Source organism: Proteus sp. G2300, from assembly GCF_009915965.1.
In the GTDB taxonomy this organism is placed as follows: domain Bacteria; phylum Pseudomonadota; class Gammaproteobacteria; order Enterobacterales; family Enterobacteriaceae; genus Proteus; species Proteus vulgaris.
The window spans coordinates 36,297-61,543 of record NZ_JAABNK010000007.1 but is presented as its reverse complement, the minus strand read 5'-3'; the positions used below and the strand labels follow the sequence as shown (position 1 = coordinate 61,543).

General features: G+C 37.4%; 23 protein-coding genes, 1 tRNA gene and 1 pseudogene. 17 read left to right on the top strand and 8 right to left on the bottom strand.

What is annotated here, in order from left to right; genetic code table 11:
- The first annotated feature begins 234 nt into the window (after positions 1 to 234).
- Positions 235 to 570: a YceK/YidQ family lipoprotein gene (locus GWI97_RS05555; protein ID WP_036933854.1), complete on the top strand. Its 336-nt coding sequence runs from the start codon at positions 235 to 237 to the stop codon at positions 568 to 570.
- 62 nt (positions 571 to 632) lie between these two features.
- Here GWI97_RS05555 and GWI97_RS05550 read toward each other — a convergent pair whose 3' ends face one another.
- Positions 633 to 938: a DUF5339 family protein gene (locus GWI97_RS05550; protein WP_036933856.1), complete on the bottom strand. Its 306-nt coding sequence runs from the start codon at positions 936 to 938 to the stop codon at positions 633 to 635.
- A gap of 298 nt (positions 939 to 1,236) precedes the next feature.
- On the opposite strand from GWI97_RS05550, the gene GWI97_RS05545 reads away from it, so the two are divergent.
- From GWI97_RS05545 to GWI97_RS05510, 8 genes are all read left to right on the top strand, one after another.
- Positions 1,237 to 1,313, top strand: a tRNA-Pro gene (locus tag GWI97_RS05545).
- Positions 1,314 to 2,187: 874 nt separating this feature from the next.
- A complete protein-coding gene (gene dppA, locus GWI97_RS05540) occupies positions 2,188 to 3,795 on the top strand; it encodes a dipeptide ABC transporter periplasmic-binding protein DppA (protein ID WP_036933859.1) in 1,608 nt (535 codons plus the stop codon).
- Between the two features lie 154 nt (positions 3,796 to 3,949).
- Positions 3,950 to 4,969 (top strand): dipeptide ABC transporter permease DppB, encoded by a 1,020-nt coding sequence (gene dppB / locus GWI97_RS05535; RefSeq protein ID WP_036933861.1) that lies wholly within the window; start codon positions 3,950 to 3,952, stop codon positions 4,967 to 4,969.
- A gap of 10 nt (positions 4,970 to 4,979) precedes the next feature.
- Positions 4,980 to 5,882, top strand: a complete 903-nt coding sequence (dppC, locus tag GWI97_RS05530; protein WP_036933864.1) for a dipeptide ABC transporter permease DppC — start codon at positions 4,980 to 4,982, stop codon at positions 5,880 to 5,882.
- A 12-nt stretch (positions 5,883 to 5,894) separates the two neighbouring features.
- Positions 5,895 to 6,878, top strand: coding sequence for a dipeptide ABC transporter ATP-binding protein (dppD, locus tag GWI97_RS05525; protein WP_036933866.1), 984 nt, complete (start codon positions 5,895 to 5,897; stop codon positions 6,876 to 6,878).
- Positions 6,871 to 7,872 (top strand): dipeptide ABC transporter ATP-binding subunit DppF, encoded by a 1,002-nt coding sequence (gene dppF / locus GWI97_RS05520; protein ID WP_036933868.1) that lies wholly within the window; start codon positions 6,871 to 6,873, stop codon positions 7,870 to 7,872. The genes dppD and dppF overlap by 8 nt, the downstream gene beginning before the upstream one ends.
- Before the next feature lie 517 nt (positions 7,873 to 8,389).
- Positions 8,390 to 9,100: a HAMP domain-containing protein gene (locus GWI97_RS05515; RefSeq protein ID WP_036938745.1), complete on the top strand. Its 711-nt coding sequence runs from the start codon at positions 8,390 to 8,392 to the stop codon at positions 9,098 to 9,100.
- A 174-nt stretch (positions 9,101 to 9,274) separates the two neighbouring features.
- Positions 9,275 to 10,768 (top strand): insulinase family protein, encoded by a 1,494-nt coding sequence (locus GWI97_RS05510; RefSeq protein ID WP_036933871.1) that lies wholly within the window; start codon positions 9,275 to 9,277, stop codon positions 10,766 to 10,768.
- Positions 10,769 to 10,863: 95 nt separating this feature from the next.
- Here the strand turns inward: GWI97_RS05510 and GWI97_RS05505 are convergent, their stop codons facing one another.
- The 4 genes from GWI97_RS05505 to GWI97_RS05490 all read right to left on the bottom strand — a co-directional run bounded on the left by GWI97_RS05505 (position 10,864) and on the right by GWI97_RS05490 (position 13,920).
- The gene (locus GWI97_RS05505) at positions 10,864 to 11,874 is read right to left on the bottom strand and encodes a serine hydrolase domain-containing protein (RefSeq protein ID WP_087803697.1); all 1,011 of its coding nucleotides are present in this window, start codon (positions 11,872 to 11,874) and stop codon (positions 10,864 to 10,866) included.
- 81 nt (positions 11,875 to 11,955) lie between these two features.
- Positions 11,956 to 12,165, bottom strand: coding sequence for a 2-hydroxymuconate tautomerase family protein (locus tag GWI97_RS05500; RefSeq protein WP_036933873.1), 210 nt, complete (start codon positions 12,163 to 12,165; stop codon positions 11,956 to 11,958).
- A 69-nt stretch (positions 12,166 to 12,234) separates the two neighbouring features.
- The gene (yhjD, locus tag GWI97_RS05495; RefSeq protein WP_087803695.1) at positions 12,235 to 13,254 is read right to left on the bottom strand and encodes an inner membrane protein YhjD; all 1,020 of its coding nucleotides are present in this window, start codon (positions 13,252 to 13,254) and stop codon (positions 12,235 to 12,237) included.
- A gap of 276 nt (positions 13,255 to 13,530) precedes the next feature.
- On the bottom strand, positions 13,531 to 13,920 hold the full coding sequence (locus GWI97_RS05490) for a DUF1090 domain-containing protein (protein ID WP_036933878.1): 390 nt from the start codon (positions 13,918 to 13,920) through the stop codon (positions 13,531 to 13,533).
- 180 nt (positions 13,921 to 14,100) lie between these two features.
- Here GWI97_RS05490 and GWI97_RS05485 point away from each other — a divergent pair, with 180 nt between their 5' ends.
- The 5 genes and pseudogenes from GWI97_RS05485 to GWI97_RS18335 all read left to right on the top strand — a co-directional run bounded on the left by GWI97_RS05485 (position 14,101) and on the right by GWI97_RS18335 (position 19,414).
- Positions 14,101 to 14,943: a 23S rRNA (adenine(2030)-N(6))-methyltransferase RlmJ gene (locus tag GWI97_RS05485; RefSeq protein WP_087803693.1), complete on the top strand. Its 843-nt coding sequence runs from the start codon at positions 14,101 to 14,103 to the stop codon at positions 14,941 to 14,943.
- A gap of 144 nt (positions 14,944 to 15,087) precedes the next feature.
- Positions 15,088 to 16,443 (top strand): glutathione-disulfide reductase, encoded by a 1,356-nt coding sequence (gorA, locus tag GWI97_RS05480; RefSeq protein WP_087803691.1) that lies wholly within the window; start codon positions 15,088 to 15,090, stop codon positions 16,441 to 16,443.
- Between the two features lie 611 nt (positions 16,444 to 17,054).
- Entirely contained in the window at positions 17,055 to 18,476 is a 1,422-nt protein-coding gene (locus tag GWI97_RS05475) for an NAD(P)/FAD-dependent oxidoreductase (protein ID WP_036933886.1), read from the top strand.
- 45 nt (positions 18,477 to 18,521) lie between these two features.
- Positions 18,522 to 19,016, top strand: a complete 495-nt coding sequence (locus GWI97_RS05470) for a RidA family protein (RefSeq protein WP_036933888.1) — start codon at positions 18,522 to 18,524, stop codon at positions 19,014 to 19,016.
- Positions 19,017 to 19,161: 145 nt separating this feature from the next.
- Positions 19,162 to 19,414 (top strand): annotated as a pseudogene (locus tag GWI97_RS18335) (type II toxin-antitoxin system RelE/ParE family toxin).
- 286 nt (positions 19,415 to 19,700) lie between these two features.
- On the opposite strand, the gene GWI97_RS05465 reads toward GWI97_RS18335, so the two are convergent.
- Positions 19,701 to 20,681 carry a LacI family DNA-binding transcriptional regulator gene (locus GWI97_RS05465; protein ID WP_087803689.1) on the bottom strand — a complete coding sequence of 327 codons (981 nt, stop codon included), beginning with the start codon at positions 20,679 to 20,681 and terminating at the stop codon, positions 19,701 to 19,703.
- Between the two features lie 186 nt (positions 20,682 to 20,867).
- On the opposite strand from GWI97_RS05465, the gene GWI97_RS05460 reads away from it, so the two are divergent.
- On the top strand, positions 20,868 to 22,556 hold the full coding sequence (locus GWI97_RS05460; RefSeq protein ID WP_224215403.1) for an alpha-glucosidase: 1,689 nt from the start codon (positions 20,868 to 20,870) through the stop codon (positions 22,554 to 22,556).
- Between the two features lie 58 nt (positions 22,557 to 22,614).
- Here GWI97_RS05460 and mobB read toward each other — a convergent pair whose 3' ends face one another.
- On the bottom strand, positions 22,615 to 23,133 hold the full coding sequence (gene mobB, locus GWI97_RS05455) for a molybdopterin-guanine dinucleotide biosynthesis protein MobB (RefSeq protein WP_161751868.1): 519 nt from the start codon (positions 23,131 to 23,133) through the stop codon (positions 22,615 to 22,617).
- A gap of 11 nt (positions 23,134 to 23,144) precedes the next feature.
- Complete coding sequence (gene mobA / locus GWI97_RS05450; protein ID WP_036933894.1) at positions 23,145 to 23,729, bottom strand: molybdenum cofactor guanylyltransferase MobA; 585 nt, start codon at positions 23,727 to 23,729, stop codon at positions 23,145 to 23,147.
- Positions 23,730 to 23,949: 220 nt separating this feature from the next.
- Between mobA and GWI97_RS05445 the strand changes: the two genes are divergently transcribed.
- Positions 23,950 to 24,219 (top strand): YihD family protein, encoded by a 270-nt coding sequence (locus GWI97_RS05445; protein WP_023583277.1) that lies wholly within the window; start codon positions 23,950 to 23,952, stop codon positions 24,217 to 24,219.
- Between the two features lie 14 nt (positions 24,220 to 24,233).
- Complete coding sequence (locus GWI97_RS05440) at positions 24,234 to 25,229, top strand: serine/threonine protein kinase (RefSeq protein ID WP_036933898.1); 996 nt, start codon at positions 24,234 to 24,236, stop codon at positions 25,227 to 25,229.
- Positions 25,230 to 25,247 lie beyond the last annotated feature (18 nt).

Below are 25,247 nucleotides of genomic sequence, written 5' to 3'. Positions count from 1 at the left end.
AGTTAAAGTATTTATTTAAATAATGAGGGTTGAATTTTAATATCAGAGAAACATAATAATTAATAATATTATTATGTTTATTCTAATTAGAAAAAATGAGTCTTTTTACTAAACTTATTTAGTGATTAGAAAATTAAGCTGTTTTATATTATCTTTCTCTTGTTCTATAAGAGAAAACAGGTTTAACTATATGATAAAAAGCGTTGACTACAGATCTCGTTTTATAGGTGCCCTATGACATTCAGAACGACAAGTAAAAATTTAACATTACTCGTATTATTGGTGACATTACTGACAGGGTGTTCAAGTGTAATGACTCATGCAGGCCCGAATAAAGAACTTTATTCGGGAACAAAAAATAATATGACAATGTTAAAAGACAACGAAACAGGATGGGCAATGAAACCATTGGTTATTCTTGATCTCCCTTTTAGTGCAGTATTAGATACTTTATTATTACCTTATGATTATTATACTCAAGATGATGATAAAAGTGATAATTCGCCTAAAGAACGAATAAAAAGATTGGAAAGCACCACTGCAAATAATAATCATGAAAACAAGAATTAATATCAAATTAATGACTAAATACTAAATAAGTAATTATATTTAGTCATTATTTGTTTACTTTATTATTTATTTAGTACGGTTTCTTCTTTAGGACCAAACATTTTATTTAAGCTATTGAGCTCTTGCATTTCCTTTTCACATATTGCTTTTTGTTCTGTCAGAGATGCTGCCATTATCCGTTTTTTGCTTTGCTCAAAATTTCCTTTAATCTCCGGCATATTGTGCTTCAGATCTTCTCTTTGAGAGATGTACTGAATAAATTTATCAGCCTCTTTAAAGTACACTCGACAAGCATGAGTCGTGGATGCTTGAGCTGGAAGTGCAGTCGACAATAAAAGTAATACAACACCCCACCAACATTGTTTCATTCTCTAAACTACCTACCTTATTTGACGTAAGGCAATTATATAAAAAGTACATTAATTAGACGATAATAATTGAGAATAAATTTGTTATTTTTTTTCATTTTGTCTCTATAGAGTAAAGAAAACCATAGTAAAGCGAAGAAAGGGAAATAGGCTTGTTACAATAACTTTAAAATACACATCGTTTTTATGATAAAAAGTTAAAAATCAATCGTTTTGGTTGAAAACCATACGAACAGTCAGGAGATACTAAAAAAGTATTGACGCAGTGGGTTTCTGGCAGTAAGATGCACCTCGTTTTCGGCGAGTAGCGCAGCCTGGTAGCGCAACTGGTTTGGGACCAGTGGGTCGGAGGTTCGAATCCTCTCTCGCCGACCATATTAAGAAACCCCGCTTTTAAAGCGGGGTTTTGTCGTTCTAGTCCCTAGAAATTAGGTTGATACATTTCGATGTATCAGATCTTCGCCTTTCTTTTTTCGCCATATTGGCATCCTCTTTGGCTTATTTTATATCGCGTCGGGTACTCCGTTTTTTTATTAAGCTCAAAAACAGAAATTCGTGGAAATATTTTCCATAATAAAGATAATTATTTGATGAATTGTGCTTTTGATTTGGCAACGATGATAAAGTCGTTCAGTTATTAGGCTTATTGGAGGAATACTTTTATTTATTCTTAATGAGAAGCCTAGATCATCAGCTCAATTCTCTTTTTATGGGCAATGGAACTTCTGATAATCCTCAAAAAATATGAATTTTCTACTATTAAAGGATCAAAACTATTAATAACACACTGAATTTAATGGTCCTGTTTAGTTTAGTGATTTGTTAAGTTCGGTATTTTGGTTGTTTTACTCTAATGATTTTATTTGTATCAAAGTCAGGCCCCTCTAATCGTACGGTGATTTTTCTTCTATAACAGAATAAAGCACCAAATTCTTTGTTTCATTTCAAAATATTCGTTCAATATTTAAGCGGTTAATCACAAATTACCGCTTTTTTTAAAACAGTCATTTCACTTAAGGATTTCTTAATACGTAGTTTTATTGACTATATATTAGCCAGAGACTTATTTTTTTATTCTGAGTTTGTTCGATATTTGTTTCATTTGTGTTTATAACGGGTTCTTTTTACTGCGTAGACCCTTATTGACGTAAGGGGATACAGTTGGTTAATTGAACAATGACAAAATAAAAAGGTATTCCGTTTTTAAACAGGAAACCAAAACACAACAGAACAATGTCGGAGAGTAATGATGAAAAGCTCCAAAAAACAGACAGGAATTTTAACCGCCACAATCGGGCTACTTGCATTAGCTGTTTCTGCGGGAGTGCAGGCAAAAACATTAGTATATTGCTCCGAAGGTTCGCCTGAAGGATTTAACCCTCAGTTATTTACCTCGGGAACGACTTATGACGCAAGTTCAGTGCCTATTTATGACCGCTTAGTCGAATTTAAACTGGGTACAACGGAAATCATTCCAGGGCTCGCTGAAAGTTGGGATGTGAGTGATGATGGTAAGGTATATACCTTCCATTTACGTAAAGGTGTAAATTGGCACAGTAGTAAAACCTTTAAGCCAACTCGTGAATTTAATGCCGATGACGTAATGTATACTTTTATGCGTCAAATGGATCCAAAACATCCTTACCATAAAGTGTCAGGTGGCAGTTATGAATACTTTACTGGCATGGATATGAACAATATGATCGAGAAAATCGAGAAAGTTGATGATCATACCGTTCGTTTCGTTTTAACACGTTCAGAAGCGCCTTTTATTGCTGATATGGCGATGGACTTTGCATCTATATTATCTGCGGAATATGCCGATAATATGATGAAAGCAGGAACACCTGAAAAAGTCGACTTAGATCCTATCGGAACAGGTGCTTTCCAATTACTGCAATACCAAAAAGATTCTCGTATTCTTTATAAAGCCAATGACCAATATTGGGGTAAAAAACCAGATATTGATCGTTTAGTCTTCTCTATTACACCTGATGCTTCTGTGCGTTACGCTAAATTGCAAAAAGGTGAATGTCAGGCAATGCCTTATCCTAATCCTGCCGATATCGCGAAGATGAAACAAAATAGCGATATCAATCTGTTAGAACAGCCAGGCTTAAACGTAGGTTATATCTCATTTAATGTTGAGAAAAAGCCACTGGATAACCAAAAAGTTCGTCAAGCGTTAAGCATGGCAGTGAATAAAGACGCCATTATTGAGGCTGTTTATCAAGGAGCTGGTCAAAAAGCCAAAAACCTTATACCACCAACTATGTGGGGTTATAACGATGAGATCGTTGATTATGAATATAACCCTGAAAAAGCGAAAGCACTGTTAAAAGAAGCTGGTTTGGCAGATGGCTTTACCATCGATTTATGGGCAATGCCAGTACAACGCCCTTATAATCCAAATGCACGTCGTATGGCTGAAATGGTACAGGCGGATTGGGAAAAAATTGGTGTTAAAACCAAGATTGTGAGTTATGAGTGGGGTGAGTATCTCAAACGTGCTAAATCCGGTGAACATCAAGCTGTTATGATGGGATGGACAGGTGATAATGGGGATCCAGATAACTTTTTTGCTACACTCTTTAGCTGTGCGGCAAAAGAACAAGGGTCGAACTATTCAAAATGGTGTTACAAACCTTTTGAAGATCTGATCCAGCCAGCGCGGATCACCGCTGATCACGACAAACGAGTTGAACTCTATAAGCAAGCTCAAGTTGTTATGCATGATCAAGCCCCAGCATTGATCATTGCTCACTCAACTGTTTATGAACCAGTGAGTAAAAAAGTGGAGAACTATGTGGTTGATCCATTAGGCAAACATCACTTCGAGAATGTCTCTCTGAAATAACAGTAATACCTTACTTTAGTACGGTGTCTTTCTTTGAGAAAGGCACCGCTATTCCATAATAAAGAATACATTCAGTACACTGTGGGCGCAGGGGACTTTCCCCTGATTTATCAGCGCTGTCTTTTAGCTGATGTTTGAAAAGAGAATATAGGATATGCTGCAATTTATCCTTCAACGTTTGGGACTTGTGATCCCTACGTTTATCGGAATTACATTACTTACGTTTATTTTCGTGCATCTTATTCCGGGTGATCCGGTCATGATTATGGCGGGTGAGCGTGGATTATCTCCAGAGCGCCATGCTTATTTAATGGCAGAATTAGGGTTAGATAAACCTTTATGGCAACAATATCTCAATTACCTTAATGGAATTTTCCATGGTGATTTGGGCATTTCATTAAAAAGCCGTATCCCTGTTTGGGATGAATTTTTACCTCGTTTTAAAGCGACACTAGAACTTGGCGTTTGTGCCATGATTTTTGCAATTGCTGTCGGCATCCCTGTGGGGGTTCTAGCGGCGGTTAAACGCGGTTCTATTTTTGATCATACCGCTATTAGTGTGTCACTAGCAGGCTATTCCATGCCAATTTTCTGGTGGGGAATTATGCTTATTATGCTGGTGTCTGTGAAATTAGATTTAACGCCCGTATCAGGGCGACTTGCTGATAGTGTCTTTTTAGATGATAGCAATCCATTAACTGGCTTTATGCTCATTGATACTTTTATTTGGGGAGAAGAAGGCGATTTCATTGATGCAGTCCATCATATTATTTTACCTGCCATTGTATTAGGAACCATTCCTTTAGCGGTTATTGTGCGTATGACTCGCTCATCCATGCTTGAAGTATTAGGTGAAGATTATATTCGAACGGCAAGAGCAAAAGGTTTAAGTCGTGCTCGTGTCATTCTTATTCATGCATTGCGTAACGCGATGTTGCCTGTTGTTACTGTTATTGGATTACAAGTCGGTACGATGTTAGCTGGTGCTATTTTAACGGAGACTATTTTCTCATGGCCAGGTTTAGGTCGCTGGCTAATTGATGCCTTACAACGACGAGACTACCCCGTTGTTCAAGGTGGTGTGCTTTTAATTGCAACGATGATTATCTTTGTCAATCTGTTGGTTGATGTTCTTTATGGCATTGTGGATCCGCGTATTCGCCATAAAAAATAAGGAATGCATAATGACTGAAAATAAAGTTATACCGGTCATCAATGCACCGGCACCTATGACACCGTTCCAAGAGTTTAGGCACTATTTTAAACAAAATAAGGGCGCAGTTGTTGGGTTGATTTATATTGTAATTATGTTGCTGATTGCGTTATTTGCGGGCTTCCTTGCACCTCACGCACCGAATGAGCAATTTCGTGATTTCTTATTAGCACCTCCTGTTTGGCAAGAGGGAGGTAGTTGGCAATTTATTTTAGGAACCGATGATGTTGGCCGAGATATTCTTTCTCGCTTGATGTTTGGTGCTCGCCTTTCATTATTAGTTGGCTGTATCGTGGTGGTGCTATCACTGATCTTAGGGATTATTCTAGGATTGGCTGCTGGTTATTTTGGTGGACTTGTTGATATCGGCATTATGCGAGTGGTCGATATTATGCTGGCATTACCAAGTTTATTACTGGCATTAGTGCTAGTGGCTATCTTTGGACCTTCAATCGTCAATGCGTCTATTGCACTGACTTTTGTTGCTTTACCTCATTACGTTCGATTAACACGTGCCGCTGTTTTAATTGAAGTAAATCGTGACTATGTCATTGCTTCTCGCGTCGCAGGTGCGGGTTCAATGCGTCAAATGTTTATTAATATCTTACCTAACTGTCTTGCACCTTTAATTGTTCAAGCGTCTTTAGGCTTTTCTAATGCAATTTTAGATATGGCAGCATTGGGCTTTTTAGGTATGGGCGCTCAGCCACCAACTCCTGAGTGGGGAACTATGTTATCTGACGTGTTGCAGTTTACGCAAAGTGCATGGTGGGTTGTGACGTTCCCTGGTCTTGCTATTTTGTTTACTGTACTTGCCTTTAACTTAATGGGTGACGGTTTACGAGATGCGCTTGATCCGAAATTAAAGCAGTAACGGAGTAAAAAGATGGCACTATTAAATATTAATCAATTATCTGTTCACTTCGGTGATGAAGATACTCCGTTTAAAGCGGTAGACAGAATTAGCTATCAGGTTGAAGAAGGGCAAGTTGTTGGCATTGTTGGAGAGTCTGGTTCAGGTAAATCGGTGAGCTCACTGGCTATTATGGGGCTGATTGATTTTCCAGGTCGAGTGACGGCGCAAGAGCTTTATTTTGATGGACGAGATCTTATGAAAATTTCTGAATCAGAGCGTCGAAACCTTGTAGGTGCAGATGTTGCGATGATTTTCCAAGATCCGATGACCAGTTTAAACCCCTGTTTTACTGTCGGCTATCAAATCATGGAAGCATTAAAAGTCCATCAAGGTGGAAGCCGTAAAACTCGTAAGCAACGCGCTATTGACCTTTTAACGCTGGTGGGGATCCCAGATCCCGCTTCTCGTTTAGATGTATACCCGCATCAACTTTCTGGCGGTATGAGCCAGCGAGTGATGATTGCAATGGCGATTGCTTGTCGCCCTAAATTATTGATTGCAGATGAACCCACAACGGCACTGGATGTCACTATTCAGGCACAGATCATTGAGCTTCTACTTGATTTGCAAAAGCAAGAAAATATGGCACTGGTGCTTATTACGCATGATTTAGCGTTAGTCGCTGAAGCTGCTGACACCATTATTGTGATGTATGCGGGACAAGTGGTGGAATCAGGGAAAGCGTCTGAAATTTTCAAATCGCCTCGCCATCCTTACACGCAGGCATTATTAAGAGCACTTCCAGAGTTTGCGAATAATAAAGCGCGATTAGCATCACTGCCGGGTGTTGTGCCTGGTCGTTATGATAGGCCAACGGGATGCTTACTTAATCCCCGTTGTCCTTATGCTCATGATGAATGCTATAAAACTGAACCAGCCCTAAAAGAATTGGGGAACCACCGCGTGAAATGCCATACACCGTTAGATAATACAGGGAGACCTACTCATGGCTGAAGTTAATCCCAATGTCACGACGCCCTTATTAAAGGCGGTCAATTTAGCCAAATATTACAGTGTTAAAGGTGGACTGTTTTCAAAAGAGAAAACGGTGAAGGCGCTTGATGGTGTTTCATTTGAGTTAGAACGTGGTAAAACCTTGGCGGTTGTCGGTGAATCAGGATGTGGAAAATCGACGTTAGGTCGATTATTAACCATGATTGAAATCCCGACTTCGGGAGCGCTTTCTTATCGTGGGCAAGATCTGTTAATTAAAGATAAATCCGCAGAGAAATTACGTCGCCAAAAGATCCAAATTGTATTTCAAAATCCTTATGGATCATTAAATCCTCGTAAAAAAGTCGGACAAATTTTAGAAGAGCCTCTATTGATCAATACAACACTTAATGCTTCTGAGCGCAAAGAAAAAGTATTATCAATGATGGCAAAAGTAGGCTTAAAAACAGAGCATTATAGCCGATACCCTCACATGTTTTCTGGTGGTCAACGTCAGCGTATTGCTATTGCACGTGGTTTAATGCTTGAGCCCGACATTGTGGTGGCGGATGAACCGGTTTCAGCTCTCGATGTTTCCGTGCGTGCTCAAGTACTGAATTTAATGATGGATCTTCAACAGGATATGGGGCTTTCTTACGTCTTTATTTCCCATGATCTTTCCGTTGTTGAGCATATTGCGGATGAAGTGATTGTGATGTATTTAGGCCGTTGTGTAGAAAAAGGAACGAAGACACAAATTTTTGAAAATCCTCAACATCCTTATACACAAGCCTTACTATCAGCAACACCAAGATTAACACCTGAATTAAGACGTGAACGTATCAAACTCACAGGGGAATTGCCAAGTCCGTTAAATCCACCAATAGGGTGTGCTTTTGCCGCGCGTTGCCGTCGTGCGTTTGGTCCATGTAGTCAATTACAGCCCACTTTAAAAGATTATAATGGTCAACTTATTGCTTGCTTCGCTGTTGAGCAAGATAATATGGTGTTTTAAATAACAAAGAGAGTAACTAATTAAACGGCGCAATATATATATTATATTGCGCTTCTGTTTTATTAATAATATTTAACTAATTTTGATTGAATAATCTGATTATGATTTAATAAATATTAAATTTTATTTTTATATAAAATTTTAAAACACTATTGATATTAAAAATAAAAAACACTTCCTATTATAAAACGTCATCACTTTATTTTGTTTTGTAACATCTTAATAAGATTTTTATAGATTTAAATTTTAGAGAGTATCATATTTTTTAGTGAATTATATTATTCATCAATATAGAATATCAATATTATGACTTAAAAAGTGAAATTGAACTTCTATTTTCATTTTACTATTTTTATCTTACAACTATACTCAAATAATAATAATTATATATTTATCTACTTTCATTTTAATGGATAGGGCGTTTTTATCGCGCTATTTTCTTTATTGAGGGTGATACATAACCTAAAAAATACAGTATAATCACTCTGTTCAAGTATGTATATTGGAAATAGCAATGATGAAACCTCATCTTAAACATTCATTAACAATAAAACAGATGGCTGCAGTTGCGGGCGTTACGTTGGTGACTATTGCTATTTTTATCAGTATTCAACTTATTTATTTGATAGATCAACGTCGTGAAGATTATCAAAATCAGCTTTTTAATGCGGGTGTCAGTATCCAACAGCCACTCGCTGATGCATTGTTACGATCAGATTTAAATGATGCCAAAAAACAGATAATTGGGTTAAAAGCCACTGGTATTCTCGGTAAAGCGATTGTCATGCAACCTGAAAATATTCAAGTGATGAGCTTAGATTTTGCACCCAAAAAGGAAGTTTCTGATTTCTCAAGTTGGCTTTTTGGCATTCCTGTTGAAACCGTTGTGCCATTGCAACCATTAGGCATTACGTCAACGGATGATAAATCCTATACTGGCTATCTTATTTTACAAGCTGACACAAACCGCTTTTATCGTTTTGCCAGCAATACTGTCGCATTAATGTTAACAACATATCTGTTGATGGGGCTTATTCTGACAGTTGCTATTAGTTGGTGTATCAATCGTATTGTGGTGAAACCTTTACGCCAAATCGCCGTTACTCTTAATAAAGATAGCCAGGTTTCAGCTTTATCTTGCCCAGAATCACATCGTGATGATGAGATTGGTTTGCTGGTTAAAGGATATAATCATCAAAAATCTGATCGAAAATTGCCGAAGGTCTGAACCTTCTTACGCCATAATGAGTCTAATCACTATAGTGATTTCATTTCATGTTTCTGTGGTGACAAAGAATGATAATACAAAAAATAGACATTAAACATCTCACATGTCTTTTGGCGCTTATTGTTAAACCTCATAAGTGGTTTAATACCAAGGATTAATAAAACAGAGGTTCACATGCAGGGTGTAATGACACGAATTTTATTGGGAAGCGTTATGTTTGGCGCTGTTGTTTGTCAAGTTCAAGCTGAAGCTTTACAGCCTGATCCCGCTTGGCAAGAAGGGCGACTAGCAAATGGTTTTCAGTGGCAAATTTTACAAACACCGCAACGCCCTAATGATAGAATACAAATTCGCTTATTAGTGAATACTGGTTCTTTATCAGAGAAAAGCAGTGAAACGGGTTTTTCATCCTTGGTGTCTAAACTCAATGTATTGGAAAATACAGGCCTTACACCTGAAAAACGTGATAATTTATGGAAAAATGCATTAGATCCAGATTACCCGTTACCTCCAATGATCGTTTCATACGATTTTACGGTTTATAATTTAAGTCTACCAAATAACCAACCTGAACTATTAAAAGATGCTTTTGCATTACTAGCCGGTATTACTAAACCCGCACAATATACTGAAAATGCAGTTCGTAATGCGATTCAGTCACCACTTCCTGTTGCGACATTTCCGCTTAATATTGAAGATCCTATCTGGCGCTCACGCCTTGAAGGTTCTAACCTAAAAGGCCATAATCCAGGTAAACCTGTTAATCAATCTGTGAATACGAAAGAATTGTCGGATTATCAACAGCGTTGGTATACCCCTGATATGATGACGCTTTATATTGCAGGTAATGTTGATAATCGAGTATTAACCGAAAGTATTAATCAGGCATTTTCATCTCTATCGGGTAAGCGAGTCACTCCTGTCCCTGTGCCGATGCTTGCAGATATGAAGCCTGAAACGTTATATGTACAAGAATCAATGCGGGCTAAAGACCAAATTTCGTTAATTTGGGATTTAGATTGGTCGCCAGTAAAAGACTCTGATACGTTAAATAAATATTGGTTAAGCGACTTAGCTCGCGAAGTGATTTTTGTGCATTTAGGTCGTAGCCTTGAACAACGTAAAGAAAATGACAGCACACAAATTAACATTGATTGTCGAGTACAATATCAGCGCGCAAGTTGTTCTTTAAATATCGATACTGCGACAGCGAATATCCCAGCATTAGCATCATGGGTGGGGGAAGAACTGGGCCGTTTGCGTAATCAAGGGATTAGTGATGAGTTGTATCAAGAACTCCAACAAGAGAAGCAACTTCAACTAACACAGCTGTTTGCTCGTTATGCAAAAACCAGTACTGCTCTTTTAATTAATCAGCGTTTGTTATCACAACAAAGTAATATTATTGATATTCCTCCAGAACAATATCAACGTTTACGCCAAGCGTTTTTAGCGGGTTTAACCAAAGAGACATTAAATCAGGAGCTATCTAGAGTATTATCTGAAGATATTACTTTTGTATTAACACAAAGTGGTGAAACACCTACTGTAAATTTAGGTGAATTGCGTATTCAATTTGAAAAGCAAGTTCATCCAGAAACGGCGAATGCGCCGACTCCAGCTGTTACGCAAAATATAACTGTGGAACCGACAGCAAAGAAAGAGTGATAAAACAAGAATAGGCGAGTATTGAATATATATGAGTCATAAAATAAAAAGCCAAAAGTGTATTCATAACATTTTTGGCTTTTTATTGTTTATTATTAAAGACGTTTAAATGCTTCTTTAATAATAGCGATTAAATCTTCACGAGTATTTCTTTGAGTTGTAAATCCTGCAATAGCAATCTGTTTTTCAGGTAAATAATAAGCAACAGAGCCCCAGTAACCTAGGTGATAATAAAGTGTACCTAGGCTAGTTTCTTCAGCCATCAATCCTAAGCGGTAATTTGCAGCACCTGTATGTGAACCTTGCCATTTCATCTCTTTTAAAGTTGATGGATGTGAGTAAACCCTATCTTCAAAAAGATCAGCTGTAAATTTAGCTAACTCAAGTGTTGTCATCACTAATCCACCCCCTCCAAAAGTATCCATGGAGGCGTCAATATAAGTGCCTTCATGTTCACCTGTAAATTGTCTAGCGCGAGTTTTTAGGGGGATGGGGGAAGGTTCTAAATCCTCCCACCACGTTTGTGGTAAGTTTAAGTCTTGAAAATGCAATAATTCACGAACTGCTGTAGCCATGTTTTTTCTCATAAATTGAGAAAGAATATCGCCTAATAAGATGTAGCCAGTATCGGAATAAATAAAACGTTTACCCGCAGGAATAACAGGAAAACCTTGTTCAGCATAATGCGCTATCTGCTCTTCGCGCGTCCATTTATGAGACGGGTTATTAATAACTTTTACAAGGTAAGCGTCATTAGCGTGATCAAATAAACCACTACTGTGGCTTAATAAATGGCGTAATGTGATAGTGTTAAGATCATATCCAAGTTCTGATAATGTTCGTTGATAACGGGGATTTAGATATTTGGTGATATCATCATCAAGAGACAGCGCATCTTGTTCCCATAAGCGTAAAAAAGCCGCGGCAAGAAAGGTTTTTGTATTGCTTGCGATTCGAAAAGGAGTATCTACAGTTAATTTCTTCTGAGTACTTTCATCGGAGAATCCATGTGCTATACCAAAAGGGTATTGAACACCGGCGCCTGTAATATAGATAGCACTCGCTGAGGGTAAGGCATGAAAAGCATCAGTCATTGATTGAACCATAGTTACTTCCTTATCTATCAGGAAAATAATCAGTAAAAAGGGTGTACTTGGCACCCTTTATTTAAATATCACAGTTATTCTTTATTTATTTTTTGCCGTTGCCCGTAATTCTGTTACGGTTTTACCGCCTATTCCCCAATTATCTGTTTCTACTTCATCAATGACGACAACGGTAGTTGCTGGGTTTTTACCTAACACATCAACCAGAAGTTGTGTTGCGCCCGCAATGAGTTGCTCTTTTTGCTCTGCGGTTGCACCTTCGCGTGTAATTTTAATATTAACGTATGGCATTGTTTTTCCTTATGACGTTATTAATAGGTGGTTAATGTAGGGAATTAACCATGTTGTTTTATCATAAATTTAAGATGTTGATTGCGTTTCAGCCAACTGTTCTTTGCGCATATTTGGGCCATCGGTAGCGATCCATGCTGCACAAAAGAGGGTTAATCGGGCAAAAAAGTAGAAGAAAGCCATTAAGCCTATTACTGAACCGAATGCGGCACCTGAAGGTGAACTGGCAATTCTTGGTAACATCCATGTCATTACTGATTTCAAAATTTCAAAACCGATGGCGGCGATAAGCGTACCTTTGATCAGAGAGATTCGCTTAGGTTGATGGCGAGGTAAGATCCACAATATCCATAAGAATAGTAAATAATTTGCAGTAATGGAGATCGTCAAGCCAATGGTCGTCCATGCAGGCGTTAACCACTCAATACCATCTAACCCCAATGTATGAACAATCATTCTTTGAGCGGAGCCTGCTACTGAAGTCAGCGTAATAGTTACAATTAATGCGAAAAGTAAGCCAATAAGTGCTAATAAATCACGGAAATAGCGGAAATAGATTTTTTCTTGCTCTTCTTTATTTCTTTCCCAAACGGGGCGTGATTGTGCCAAAATGGCCTGACGCAAGTTACCGACCCAATTAACACCAGAATAAAGAGCAATAGCTAAACCGGTTAAACCGACGGTTGTACGTTGACGAACAGCGGTATCAATACTTTGTTGAACGGTTGCTGCCAATGTTGGATCGTCGATACTATTTGCTACACCGGTAATTAATTTAGCGAGTAAATCAGGATTTGAGGCTAAAATAAAACCCGCACAGGCAAAGGAAAGCATTAATACAGGAATTAATGATAAAAATGAAAAATAAGTGATTGCCGCACCAAACTGGTTTCCCATCCTATCAGTGAAGCGTTCTGCTGCACGAATAAGGTGCGCAATAAAAGGAATACGGGTTACAAAATTACTGATTTTTATCCCAATACCGATGGCTTTTTTTCCTCCATCGAGCCCTTTTTCCAGCCCCTTTTTGAGTGGCTGAGTCAGTTGAGTTTTTTCATTTGCTGTTTTTTGTTGCTGCTCTTCTGACATATATCCTCTTTAATTAGATCAGTCCATTTTTAATAAATTAGTGACACTACTTTAGTTTCTACTCAAAAATAGCATAGCTTAATTTCTATTACATACCTTATGCTTATTATAATTAGCCTCTGATTTAGATGATGTAATTGCTTGTTCTGGTTTAAGTGTAGATGATGCACTATTAAAATGTGATAACCTTGGTTTAATAAGAAATGGCTACTCACTTATTGTTTTATTCTGTATTTCACAGATAAATAAGGAGTAGGCATTAATTTATGGTGATAATTATTTTGTCAGTAGATTTAATTCATCTTCAATAGCTTTTAATTCCGCTTTTTCTTCTGCCAGTTTTCTTTCTTGTTTGGCGATTTTATCCGGATCACCTTTAATTTGTGCTTCTTTTAATTCGAGCTCACGCTCTTTAATGTCCAGTTGTTTTTCACGTAATTCAAGGCGCGTGTTTTCAACTACTTTTTCTGGTGTGCAATAGCGTTCAACATTTTGTAATGCTCGTTCTAAGCCTTGTATACGGTATTGATTACCATGTGCTTTTGCGTATTCCATCTGTTTTTGGATATTTTGTTTTTTTATCTCACAACCATTGGTTAATCTGTCTGCGTAAGCGTGACTTGTTAGTAAGCTTAAGGCTACGGCAGTAAAAAGTAATTTTTTCATCTTTCAATCCTATTTAAACTTAAGTGAAATATGGACTTATCATAGCGACTGAACACTGAGACACAACGTTTCTTTCGCTTTCAATGAAGAAGTTCGGCTTTTTCTGATACACTGAGCTTAATCAAGCTTTCAGAGTAAATTCACTACTAAGCTATACTTATTTCTAACGGAAGATAAAGAATGCTGAGCTATCGCCATAGTTTTCATGCTGGCAACCACGCCGATGTTTTAAAACATATTGTTCAAACACTCATCATTGAGTCTTTAAAAGATAAAGAAAAACCATTTCTTTATCTTGATACTCATGCTGGCGCTGGACGTTATCAATTAACCAATGCTCATGCGACTCGCACCGGCGAATATCTAGAAGGGATTGCTCGCTTATGGCAACAAGATGAGGTGCCGGAGCTTATTTTACCTTACCTTGAAGCAGTTGGAGAATTAAACTCAAATGGTGAACTACGTTATTACCCTGGTTCTCCTTTATTAGCTGGAAAACTCTTAAGAGAACAAGATTCTCTGGTGTTAACTGAATTACATCCAACGGATTTTCCTCTATTACGTACCGAGTTTTCTCGTGATCCACGCGTTCGTGTTTTTCGTGAAGATGGCTTTGGTCAATTGAAATCTAAATTACCACCAGCAAGTCGTCGTGGATTCGCATTAATTGATCCTCCTTATGAGCTTAAACAAGATTATTCCGCTGTAGTGAAAGGTGTTGTGGAAGGTCATAAACGCTTTGCAACGGGTACATATGCAATTTGGTATCCCGTGGTTCATCGCCAGCAAATTAAACGTATGCTAAAAGAGCTTGAAGCAACAGGCATTCGTAAAATCTTACAAATTGAGTTAGCAGTAAAACCCGATAGTGATCAATTAGGTATGACCGCATCAGGCATGATTGTGATTAATCCGCCTTGGAAGCTAGAGTCACAAATGAAATCAATATTACCTTGGTTACATAAAGCCTTAGTTCCTGAAGGTATTGGTCATACATTGGTTGAATGGGTTGTACCTGAATAAGTCTTTTTATTATTGTTTTTGCCTATCACTGTAAAAGCTAAAATCTGACGAGCGATGTGTTAAATTTAGTCATAATAGACTTTATGACGTGAAAGATTTAGCCTGTGAGTTACCTATTTTTCTACAGATAAATGGATCAGAGAAATGACGAGCAAACATTACGATTATATCGCCATTGGTGGCGGTAGTGGCGGTATTGCATCAATTAATAGAGCAGCAATGTATGGTCAGAAATGCGCATTAATTGAAGCGAAAGCATTAGGTGGCACTTGTGTTAACGTGGGTTGTGTACCTAAAAAAGTGATGTGGCATGCAGCACAAATTGCCGAAGCTATTCATCAATATGGCCCAGATTATGGTTTTGAAACGACGGTTAACCGTTTTGATTGGGATACCCTTATCAGCAGCCGTTCTGCTTATATTGACCGTATTCACCAATCTTATGACCGTGTCTTAGGTAATAATAAAGTTGATGTTATCCAAGGTTTTGCTCGTTTTGTTGATGCTCATACCATCGAAGTCAATGGTGAAAAAATCACGGCTGATAATATTCTGATTGCAACAGGAGGACGTCCTGTTCAGCCTGCTATTCTAGGTGCTGAATATGGTATTAATTCAGATGGCTTCTTTGAATTAAAGACGTTACCAAAACGCGTTGCAGTTGTTGGTGCGGGGTATATTGCCGTAGAACTGGCAGGTGTGCTAAATGCCTTAGGGAGCGAAACGCATCTATTTGTACGTAAACATGCTCCACTGCGTAATTTCGACCCATTAATCGTTGAAACATTATTAGAAGTAATGGAGAGTGAAGGGCCTAAGCTACATACACAGGCTATTCCTAAAGCGGTTATCAAAAATGCAGATGGCAGTTTAACGCTACAATTGGAAAATGGTACAGAACAAACTGTCGATACTTTAATTTGGGCAATTGGCCGTGAGCCTGCAACGGATAACCTCAATCTGGCAGCAACGGGTGTTGAATTAGACGAAAAAGGCTATATCAAAGTTGATAAATTCCAAAATACCAATATTAAAGGAATTTATGCGGTAGGCGATAACACCGGTGCGGTTGAATTAACCCCGGTTGCGGTTGCTGCAGGCCGTCGCCTATCAGAGCGTTTATTTAACAATAAACCGAATGAGCACCTAGATTATTCGAATATTCCTACGGTTGTCTTTAGCCATCCTGCGATTGGCACTGTTGGTTTAACTGAGCCTCAAGCGGTTGAGCAATACGGTGCTGATCAGGTCAAAGTCTACAAATCTTCATTTACTGCAATGTATAGCGCAGTGACACGTCATCGTCAGCCTTGTCGTATGAAACTTGTTTGTGTGGGGGCCGATGAAAAAATTGTTGGTATTCACGGTATTGGTTTTGGTATGGATGAAATGCTACAAGGTTTTGCGGTTGCACTGAAAATGGGTGCAACGAAAAAAGACTTTGATGATACGGTGGCCATTCATCCAACAGCTGCGGAAGAATTTGTTACGATGAGATAAGCCGTTAATACAGCTTACTTTTATTATTACATGAAAAGCTAGAGTTAACCCTCTGGCTTTTTTTATTGAAAAATTTGCACCTATCCTCGTTTCGTTTCCAACTCAAACACACTCTTTTCTATTTATTTTCAAAAAGCATATTCGTCTGTGTACTGACCAATAAACCAGTTATTAAGTAAAATTACTTACTTTGTGAAAAAGAAGGTCATTACATAGACAATATCAATTTTTTATTTTGTGTAATTGTGCGGTGTGTTTTGCTGGTTTTGTAAACAATTATTTACAAGACGACATGCGGATTTGTATCAAAATGTTAATAAAATAAACAATTATATTTTTCATCTGTAATCATATTATTTATTATAATATCCTTATTTATCATTAAGTAATATCAATTATATCAAAAAATAACTATCTCTAAGTGGCCGTTTTTTATGAAAAAAAACGATTAAAGTAACCATATTGTATTCATGGATATTATTGCTGAAGTAAATGATTAACAAATAATTATATTTATTAACAATATAATGAACTATGGTAATATTCAGTTTTAAAGCAATAAATGAATAACATTATAAATATAAATGGTAAATCCATTACTGAGGTAGAAGATGAAAATTTCAAGGAGAAAGCTGCTTTTAGGTGTTGGTGCTGCGGGTGTTTTAGCCGGTGGTGCCGCATTAGTTCCAATGGTTCGCCGTGATGGTAAATTCGTTGAAGCTAAATCTAGAGCATCGTTTGTCGAAGGTACAGAGGGTGCTCTGCCTAAAGAGTCTGATGCCGTGATTATTGGTGGCGGTATTCAAGGTATCATGACGGCTATCAACCTTGCAGAACGTGGTATGAGTGTTACCATTTTAGAAAAAGGCGAGATTGCGGGTGAGCAATCAGGCCGTGCATACAGCCAAATTATTAGTTATCAAACATCACCAGAAATTTTCCCATTACACCATTACGGGAAAATCTTATGGCGTGGAATGAACGAGAAAATTGGTGCTGATACCAGTTATCGTACACAAGGTCGTGTAGAAGCACTTGCTGATGAAAAAGCGTTTGATAAAGCACAAGCGTGGATCAAAACAGCAAAAGAATCTGCAGGATTTGACACACCATTGAATACTCGCATTATTAAAGGTGACGAGTTATCAAACCGCCTTGTTGGAGCCCAAACACCATGGACTGTTGCTGCTTTTGAAGAAGATTCAGGCTCTGTTGATCCAGAAACAGGCACACCAGCATTAGCGCGTTATGCTAAACAAATCGGCGTAAAAATCTATACCAACTGTGCAGTAAGAGGCATCGAAACAGCAGGTGGTAAAATTTCTGATGTTGTAACAGAAAAAGGTGCAATTAAAACATCTCACGTTGTGCTTGCTGGTGGTATTTGGTCACGTTTATTTATGGGTAACATGGGCATTGATATTCCAACGCTGAATGTTTACTTATCACAACAACGTGTATCAGGTGTGCCGGGCGCCCCTCGTGGTAACGTACATTTACCAAACGGAATTCACTTCCGTGAGCAAGCTGATGGTACTTATGCTGTCGCGCCACGTATTTTCACAAGTTCTATTGTGAAAGATAGCTTCTTGTTAGGGCCGAAGTTCATGCACCTATTAGGGGGTGGTGAATTGCCATTAGAATTCTCTATCGGTGAAGACTTATTTAATTCATTCAAGATGGCAACATCTTGGAAATTAGATGAAAAAACACCGTTCGAACAATATCGCATTGCAACGGCAACACAAAATACTGAGCACTTAGATGCGGTATTCCAAAGAATGAAAGCTGAGTTCCCAGTCTTTGAAAAATCACAAGTTGTTGAACGTTGGGGTGCAGTCGTTAGTCCAACATTTGACGAATTACCTATTATTTCTGAAGTCAAAGAGTACCCGGGTCTGGTTATTAATACCGCAACCGTATGGGGGATGACCGAAGGCCCTGCAGCAGGTGAATTAACTGCTGATATCGTTACAGGTAAGAAACCTGTTATTGATCCAACACCATTTAGTATGGATCGCTTTAAGAAGTAAATAACCCCTTGTTTTACTGTCAATTAAACATGTTAAGGAGTTTTCATGCGCTATAAAAGTTTACTTGTTGCCCTACCTTTTATTTTTGGTGTAGCAAGCGCGAACGCGGAGGGTGTTGTGCACCATAAATTAAACGGTATGCCTATTTCTGAATCTGTTGAAGTGAGCGCAGCTAATAACCTCGTATTTTTAAGTGGTAAAGTACCCGCTAAGAAGTCAGCAGATGCACCAGAAGGCGTATTAGCGTCTTATGGTAACACTGAAGAACAAACTATCAGTGTATTAGAACAAATCAAAACTCACTTAAATGAGCTTGGTTTAGAGATGAAAGACGTTGTGAAAATGCAAGTCTTCTTAGTGGGCGGTGAAGAAACTAAGGGCGAGATGGATTTTAAAGGATTTATGGACGGTTATTCTAAGTATTTTGATGCGTCGAAAACTGATCAATTGCCAGCTCGTTCGACTTTCCAAATCGCTAAACTGGCCAATCCAGCATGGCGTGTAGAAATTGAAGTTATCGCAGTTCGTCCTGCAAAATAAGAACGATAGCTTTAACTCAATGTTGAAGTAAAATATCATTCAATAAAACGCCAAAGAAGGGTAACTTTCTTTGGCGTTTTTTTATTGTATTTATAGATTAAAAGTTACATTTCATTTATAGCCTTTAAGCTATAAGAGTGTTGTGATGTGGAATATTGAGGCAACGTATATTTTCGATCCTTGGTTTGATACACAAAATCAGTCATTAAAAAATGACATGTAAGCAAATATGAAAGAGTTAAGAGTACAACATGCCGGAAAGCCAATAAGGGCATTTTTGCTTTCGATCCAACATGTAAAGCAATCGTGTTATGTGCTGGTGATAAAATAGGTATGAATGAAAAGAATTTCACAAATATATGATTAATCTTGCTGATACATTACTTCGCTTGCATTAATGGAAAACAAGATACTGAAAATTAAAAGGAAATGTTGAAAAACAGTCTGTGTTAAGACAAAACGTATTACTGGAGCAATTGTATGAGGCATTACATATTTATCAAACTGAGTTAGCTTATTTGATTGGGGGTAAAAGTCTACATTAGCCAAAATTAGACAACCAGATAATGTTCTTCGTCTTTCAACATGAAAGCGTTATACCTCTATATTCGGTGGTGAATTAAGTATTGATGTTATACAGACAATAGGAAAACGCGTGTTATTTCATTTTTAAACTCACGAACTTTAACTGCTTTCACCTTGAATAAATTTCACAGGGATCACAAAGACATTATCTGTTATTTCCTTATTTTCAATTAATGCACTAATCACTTCTACACTTTTTTCAGCTAATTGTTCAAAGGGTTGCTCAATACAGGTGAGTTGACGCAATGTTTGGTTTAACCAAGGGCTTCCATCATAAGCGACAATTTTTAGTTGTTCTGGAATGGCGATATTTCGTCTTGTTGCTTCGTTAAACAAGGCCATTGCTGGAATATCAGCAGCAAAAATAGCATCAATATTTGGATGCTGTGTCAGTATTTTTGTCGCAAAAGTATGGAAGTAATCTTTCTCTTCTTCTTTCCAATTTACTTTACAGGAAATTGGGGTAATACCTGCTTGAATAAGTGTTTCCTTAAAGGCTAAACAGCTTTGATAAGAGGGGGTTGAAGATAAATAACTTGAATTATCTTCGATATAGAGAATTTTTTGGCAACCTTTTTGAATAAGATGATCAGCCGCTAATTGCCCTCCTGTATGGTGATCAGAACAAACTAATGGAATATCACGAAGATGGCGGTCAAGTGTTACCACAGGCTTTTGAATATGATGATATTCTCTGTCATTCAATAGCAGATACTCTGCAATAATACCGTCAATCTGGCCACGTTTGAGCATATCAAAAAAGATACGTTCACGTACTTTGCTATTTTGTGTTGCACATAACATCATGCTATAGCCGTTCTCGGCGAGTTTATTTTCGATAAAACGGGTCACTGTCGCAAAATAAGGATACTCAAGGCTATTAATAATGACGCCAACAACAGCACTCTTTTGTTGATATAAATTTCTAAGCCAAGTATCTGGAATATAATCTAATTCTTCTACCGCTTTTTTTATTTTCTCTCGTGCAGATTGAGAAACATAGCCACTGTTATTTAGTGCTCTTGAAACAGTGCTTGCGGCGACGTTGGCTTTTTTTGCGACATCACGGATCCCGGCCATTGAATATGCTGTTGCTCCTTTCAATTAGTTGATTAACTAATATATCTTAATCTGATTAAGACAAACCCCTCTTTAATGAGGTAATTGTGTTTTTTTAGTATGAGCTATTTCACATTTTAGTATGTTAATTACCTTATCCACTATTTTAGTGCCTATAGTATCTTATATGAAACATGGAACAGTTCCATGTTTATTGATCGTCTCGGTGAGGTGAAAATGTCTAATACTTGGTGGAAAGAAGCGGTGGTCTATCAAATTTATCCCAAAAGTTATTACGATAGTCATGGTGATGGTATTGGAGATTTAGCGGGGATCACGGAAAAATTAGATTATATTCAATCGCTAGGTACAAATGTTATTTGGTTATGTCCTATCTTTAAATCGCCGATGAAAGACAATGGTTATGATATTGCTGATTATTCTGTTGTTGATCCTATTTTTGGTGACAATAAGGCGTTAGATAAACTAATCAGTGAAGCTAAAAAACGAGATATTAAAATTTTATTAGATTTAGTATTAAATCACTCTTCCGATGAACATCCTTGGTTTAAAGCGGCACTCGACGATCCTAATAGTCCCTATGCGGGTTATTATATTTTTAAACAGTGGGATAAACCGACGCCACCTAATAATTTACGTACTTATTTTGATTGCTCTGTGTGGAGTCGTGTAGGCAATACGGATCGATGGTACTTTAATTCGTTTGGTCCAGAGCAGCCAGATTTAAATTGGGAAAATCCACAATTACGTAAAGATATTATCGATATGATAAATGTCTGGATCAAAAAAGGGGTTGCTGGATTTCGTATTGATGCCATTGGCAATTTAAAAAAATCCCCTGAAGCATTATCTGAATATCAATTTGAACCCGATAAAGACGATGGTTCAGCGTCTTTAGTACCTTGGGTTTTAAATCAACCCGGCATTGATAAGTTTTTAACTGAGTTAACAGAAAATACTTTTAGACCTGCAAATAGCATGACTGTAGCTGAAATCGATGTGCCAGAAAAAGATTTACGTGCTTATGTGGGAGAGAATGGTTATTTTTCTATGGTATTTGATTTTAGTATTGCGGATTTAGATATTCGCAATGAAAAGCCATTTACAATTAACCCAATTACAGGTGAAAGATTAAAACCGGTCTTTATTAAAAGCCAATTAGATACTCAGCGAGTGGGTTGGGGAGCACCTTATTTAGAAAATCACGATCAACCTCGTTCATTAAATAAATTTCTCCCTAAAGGTGCGATTAATCCTATTAGTGCCAAAATGTTAGCAACATTTTTATTAACGCAAAGAGGCACACCTTTTATTTATCAAGGGCAAGAAATTGGCATGACAAATTGCCCGATGACATTGGAAGAGCATGACGATTTACATGTGTTTAAATTACATGAGTGGGGCAAGAAATTAGGTTATAGCGATAAGCAAATGATTGAATATTTTAATGAACGTAGCCGTGATAATTCAAGAACGCCTTTTCAATGGAATGGCAAAATCAATGGCGGTTTTAGTACTGGCAAACCATGGTTAAAAGTTAATCCTAATTATACGCAGATTAATGCAAAGCAACAGATGGAAGATAAGCACTCTCTTTTTGCTTATTACCAGCAATTAATTGCTTTAAGACGACATTCCGATATTAGTGACATTTTAATTTATGGTGGGTTTTTTCCATTAGATTCACCAGAAAATGTGATTGCTTTTAAGCGTACTTATGAAGGTAATTCAGTCAATATTTACTGTAATTTTAGTGGTGAGAAAAAAACGTTAACACTTAAAGTAAAACAGACTTACCTGCATAATAGCCCAATTGTCGAAGATGCAAAAGGAAACCTTATTCTTCAACCTTATCAGGCGATTATTTTTGCTTAATTTCCTCTATTTTATTGAAAATGAAGCGCCTTTATAGGGCGCTTTATTATTTGTGATTTTATTTCGTTCTCTTCAGCCAATCTACAATAAATTCTGCGATTGCCTCGGGTGCGTTGATATCTAGTAATGGAAAATCTACGCTTAAATCACAATCACTGGCAACGGCAATAACGTGCTCATCAAGTAAATCATTAAAGTTACGTTCATTGATATGGCGATAAAGTGCAATTTTAGGAATAGTTTCTCCTTTAAAGCCTTCGACTAAGATCAAATCTAATTGCCGAGTATCAAAGCGAGAAGCAAGGTAATACAAATCTAATTCTGATTGTTCAGGTGTTTCGGTCATTAAGGCCCAGCGTTGTTGGCTTGCCACTAATGTTTGGTCAGCTCCAGCTTTTCTAAGCTCATAGCTGTCTTTGCCAGGTTTATCTACATCCATATTATGGTGGGTGTGTTTGATCATCCCCACACGGAACCCTCTTTTGCGTAGTTGTGGGATCAGTTGTTTTAGTAACGTTGTTTTTCCGGTTCCGCTCCATGCGGTGATCCCTAAAAGAGGGAGATCAATCTGTGCCATATTATTAACTCCTATTTTTGTAATTTGTTGGCTTTTTCAATATCGTCAAGGGTATTTAAGTTAATAAAAGCACTGGCTTGATCAGCAAATAAAACGGGGTGTGCATTTATCTGCTTCATAAACAGCATTAATTTTCGATCACCTTGTGCTAAATAGGCTTCTAGCATAGGTATAATGCTACGATGCAATAGCGCTAATGTAGGATGTTCTCTTTCGCCATCATCAACATAAACAGCTAAAGACGCTCCTTTTTGTTCATAGAGAGTCTCTACCAAATTGAGTGGAAAATAAGGCACATCACAAGGTACAAAGGCAACCCAAGGCGTTGATGCTTGTTTTAATAGTGTCAGCATACCAGCCAAAGGACCCGAAAATCCCTCTATTTCATCAGTAATAACAGGATATGGGCTCTGGCGATATTGTTCTAAATTTCGATTCGCACTAATCAATAGACTATTGACTTGAGGTGCTAGTTTTTGGGCAATATGGAGGTATAACGGTTGTCCATGTAGAATTTGTAGCCCTTTATCTGCGCCACCCATTCGAGTTGCTTGGCCTCCAGCGAGTATGCCACCTGTAATATTCTTCTTTTTCATATTCAATATTTGTGAATAAATTGGCTAAAATTTACGAACGATTTTTATCAGGGAAAGACGATATACTAATAAAAAGTCTCGACTCAGTGAGATTTCATGTAAAGCAACAGCAATTTTTATCAAAAAAGCGTAATCTTTACGCATATTGACAGAGGTTTCCTTTTTCTATCAGATAATAATTGGTACTTTGTTGTTGTCATTAATAATAAGGATTTTTTGTATGAAATGTCACCGTCTTAATGAAGTTATGGAATTACTGCACCCAGTTTGGGAAGAGAATTCTGATTTAAACTTAATTCAATTATTGCAGAAACTGGCTGATGAAGCGGGTTTTAAAGGTCAATTATCTGATCTGACTGATGATATTTTGATTTACCATCTGAAAATGCGTGGCTCAGCACCGACAGATGTTATCCCAGGACTAAAAAAAGATTACGAAGAAGATTTTAAAACCGCTATTTTACGTGCCCGCGGTGTGATTAAAGATTAAATTCAGGATAGAAAATGGAAATGTCTGCCTCATTTAATTTTCAGGGACTTTCACCTGATAACATTTGGGATGCACTAGTTAAAATCGGTTTTTATCCTGAATCAGGGTTAACGGAATTAAATAGTTATGAAAATCGTGTTTTTCAATTTATAGATGAACATAGACAGCGTTATGTGGTGAAGTTCTATCGCCCTAAGCGTTGGTCATATGAACAAATAAAAGAAGAACATGAATTTGTTTTAGCATTAAAGGAGGCTCAAGTATCCGTTGCCGCTCCTTTAATCATTCATAATGAGACAGTTCATCTTTCTGATGATGGTTTTTATTTTGCACTATTTCCTAGTATTGGTGGAAGGGCATATGAAACGGATAACTTATTTCAACTAGAAGAAGTCGGACGCACATTAGGGCGCATTCATCAAATAGGCAGAAAAAAGAGTTATCAGTATCGTCCCACTCTTTCTATTAAAGAATATCTAATAGCCCCAAAATTAGAGTTTGAAAATAGTGAATTAATTCCGAATAGCCTCAAACCTCAGTTTATTAAGGTAATTGATAAACTTATTCATGAAGTGAATCCTCGAATAGAAGATTCTGCATGGCAAATATTACGACTGCATGGAGATTGCCATCCCGGTAATATATTGTGGCGTGATGAAGTTGTGATGGTTGATTTTGATGATTCCCGAATGGGGGTAGCAATACAAGACTTCTGGATGTTATTAAATGGTTCAAAGCAAGAGCAAATTATACAATTAGATACAATCCTTGAGTCTTATTATGAATATCAAGATTTTGATTTACGAGAATTGTCATTAATTGAACCGCTAAGAGCGATGAGAATGGTACATTATCTCGCGTGGGTATTAAAACGCTGGAATGATCCTGCTTTTCCAAGAGCTTTTATTTGGTTTCAAGAACAAGATTTTTGGTTTAAACAATTAGCCTTATTCAAGGGACAAGTGGAGCAATTAAATGAGCCTCCTTTACAACTTAGTCCAATGTATTAATTCTTAGGAGACGATGAA

Excerpts from the sequence above, each read along its gene's own strand:
- GWI97_RS05550 (WP_036933856.1), bottom strand. The coding sequence starts at position 938 with ATGAAACAATGTTGGTGGGGTGTTGTATTACTTTTATTGTCGACTGCA.
- GWI97_RS05500 (WP_036933873.1), bottom strand. The coding sequence starts at position 12,165 with ATGCCATACGTTAATATTAAAATTACACGCGAAGGTGCAACCGCAGAG.
- dppB (WP_036933861.1), top strand. The coding sequence starts at position 3,950 with ATGCTGCAATTTATCCTTCAACGTTTGGGACTTGTGATCCCTACGTTT.
- GWI97_RS05515 (WP_036938745.1), top strand. The coding sequence starts at position 8,390 with ATGAAACCTCATCTTAAACATTCATTAACAATAAAACAGATGGCTGCA.
- GWI97_RS05470 (WP_036933888.1), top strand. The coding sequence starts at position 18,522 with ATGCGCTATAAAAGTTTACTTGTTGCCCTACCTTTTATTTTTGGTGTA.
- GWI97_RS05465 (WP_087803689.1), bottom strand. The coding sequence starts at position 20,681 with ATGGCCGGGATCCGTGATGTCGCAAAAAAAGCCAACGTCGCCGCAAGC.
- dppF (WP_036933868.1), top strand. The coding sequence starts at position 6,871 with ATGGCTGAAGTTAATCCCAATGTCACGACGCCCTTATTAAAGGCGGTC.
- dppD (WP_036933866.1), top strand. The coding sequence starts at position 5,895 with ATGGCACTATTAAATATTAATCAATTATCTGTTCACTTCGGTGATGAA.
- gorA (WP_087803691.1), top strand. The coding sequence starts at position 15,088 with ATGACGAGCAAACATTACGATTATATCGCCATTGGTGGCGGTAGTGGC.
- GWI97_RS05510 (WP_036933871.1), top strand. The coding sequence starts at position 9,275 with ATGCAGGGTGTAATGACACGAATTTTATTGGGAAGCGTTATGTTTGGC.
- GWI97_RS05505 (WP_087803697.1), bottom strand. The coding sequence starts at position 11,874 with ATGGTTCAATCAATGACTGATGCTTTTCATGCCTTACCCTCAGCGAGT.
- dppA (WP_036933859.1), top strand. The coding sequence starts at position 2,188 with ATGAAAAGCTCCAAAAAACAGACAGGAATTTTAACCGCCACAATCGGG.
- GWI97_RS05460 (WP_224215403.1), top strand. The coding sequence starts at position 20,868 with ATGTTTATTGATCGTCTCGGTGAGGTGAAAATGTCTAATACTTGGTGG.
- GWI97_RS05475 (WP_036933886.1), top strand. The coding sequence starts at position 17,055 with ATGAAAATTTCAAGGAGAAAGCTGCTTTTAGGTGTTGGTGCTGCGGGT.
- GWI97_RS05555 (WP_036933854.1), top strand. The coding sequence starts at position 235 with ATGACATTCAGAACGACAAGTAAAAATTTAACATTACTCGTATTATTG.
- mobB (WP_161751868.1), bottom strand. The coding sequence starts at position 23,133 with ATGGCACAGATTGATCTCCCTCTTTTAGGGATCACCGCATGGAGCGGA.
- dppC (WP_036933864.1), top strand. The coding sequence starts at position 4,980 with ATGACTGAAAATAAAGTTATACCGGTCATCAATGCACCGGCACCTATG.
- GWI97_RS05490 (WP_036933878.1), bottom strand. The coding sequence starts at position 13,920 with ATGAAAAAATTACTTTTTACTGCCGTAGCCTTAAGCTTACTAACAAGT.
- GWI97_RS05445 (WP_023583277.1), top strand. The coding sequence starts at position 23,950 with ATGAAATGTCACCGTCTTAATGAAGTTATGGAATTACTGCACCCAGTT.
- yhjD (WP_087803695.1), bottom strand. The coding sequence starts at position 13,254 with ATGTCAGAAGAGCAGCAACAAAAAACAGCAAATGAAAAAACTCAACTG.
- mobA (WP_036933894.1), bottom strand. The coding sequence starts at position 23,729 with ATGAAAAAGAAGAATATTACAGGTGGCATACTCGCTGGAGGCCAAGCA.
- GWI97_RS05485 (WP_087803693.1), top strand. The coding sequence starts at position 14,101 with ATGCTGAGCTATCGCCATAGTTTTCATGCTGGCAACCACGCCGATGTT.
- GWI97_RS05440 (WP_036933898.1), top strand. The coding sequence starts at position 24,234 with ATGGAAATGTCTGCCTCATTTAATTTTCAGGGACTTTCACCTGATAAC.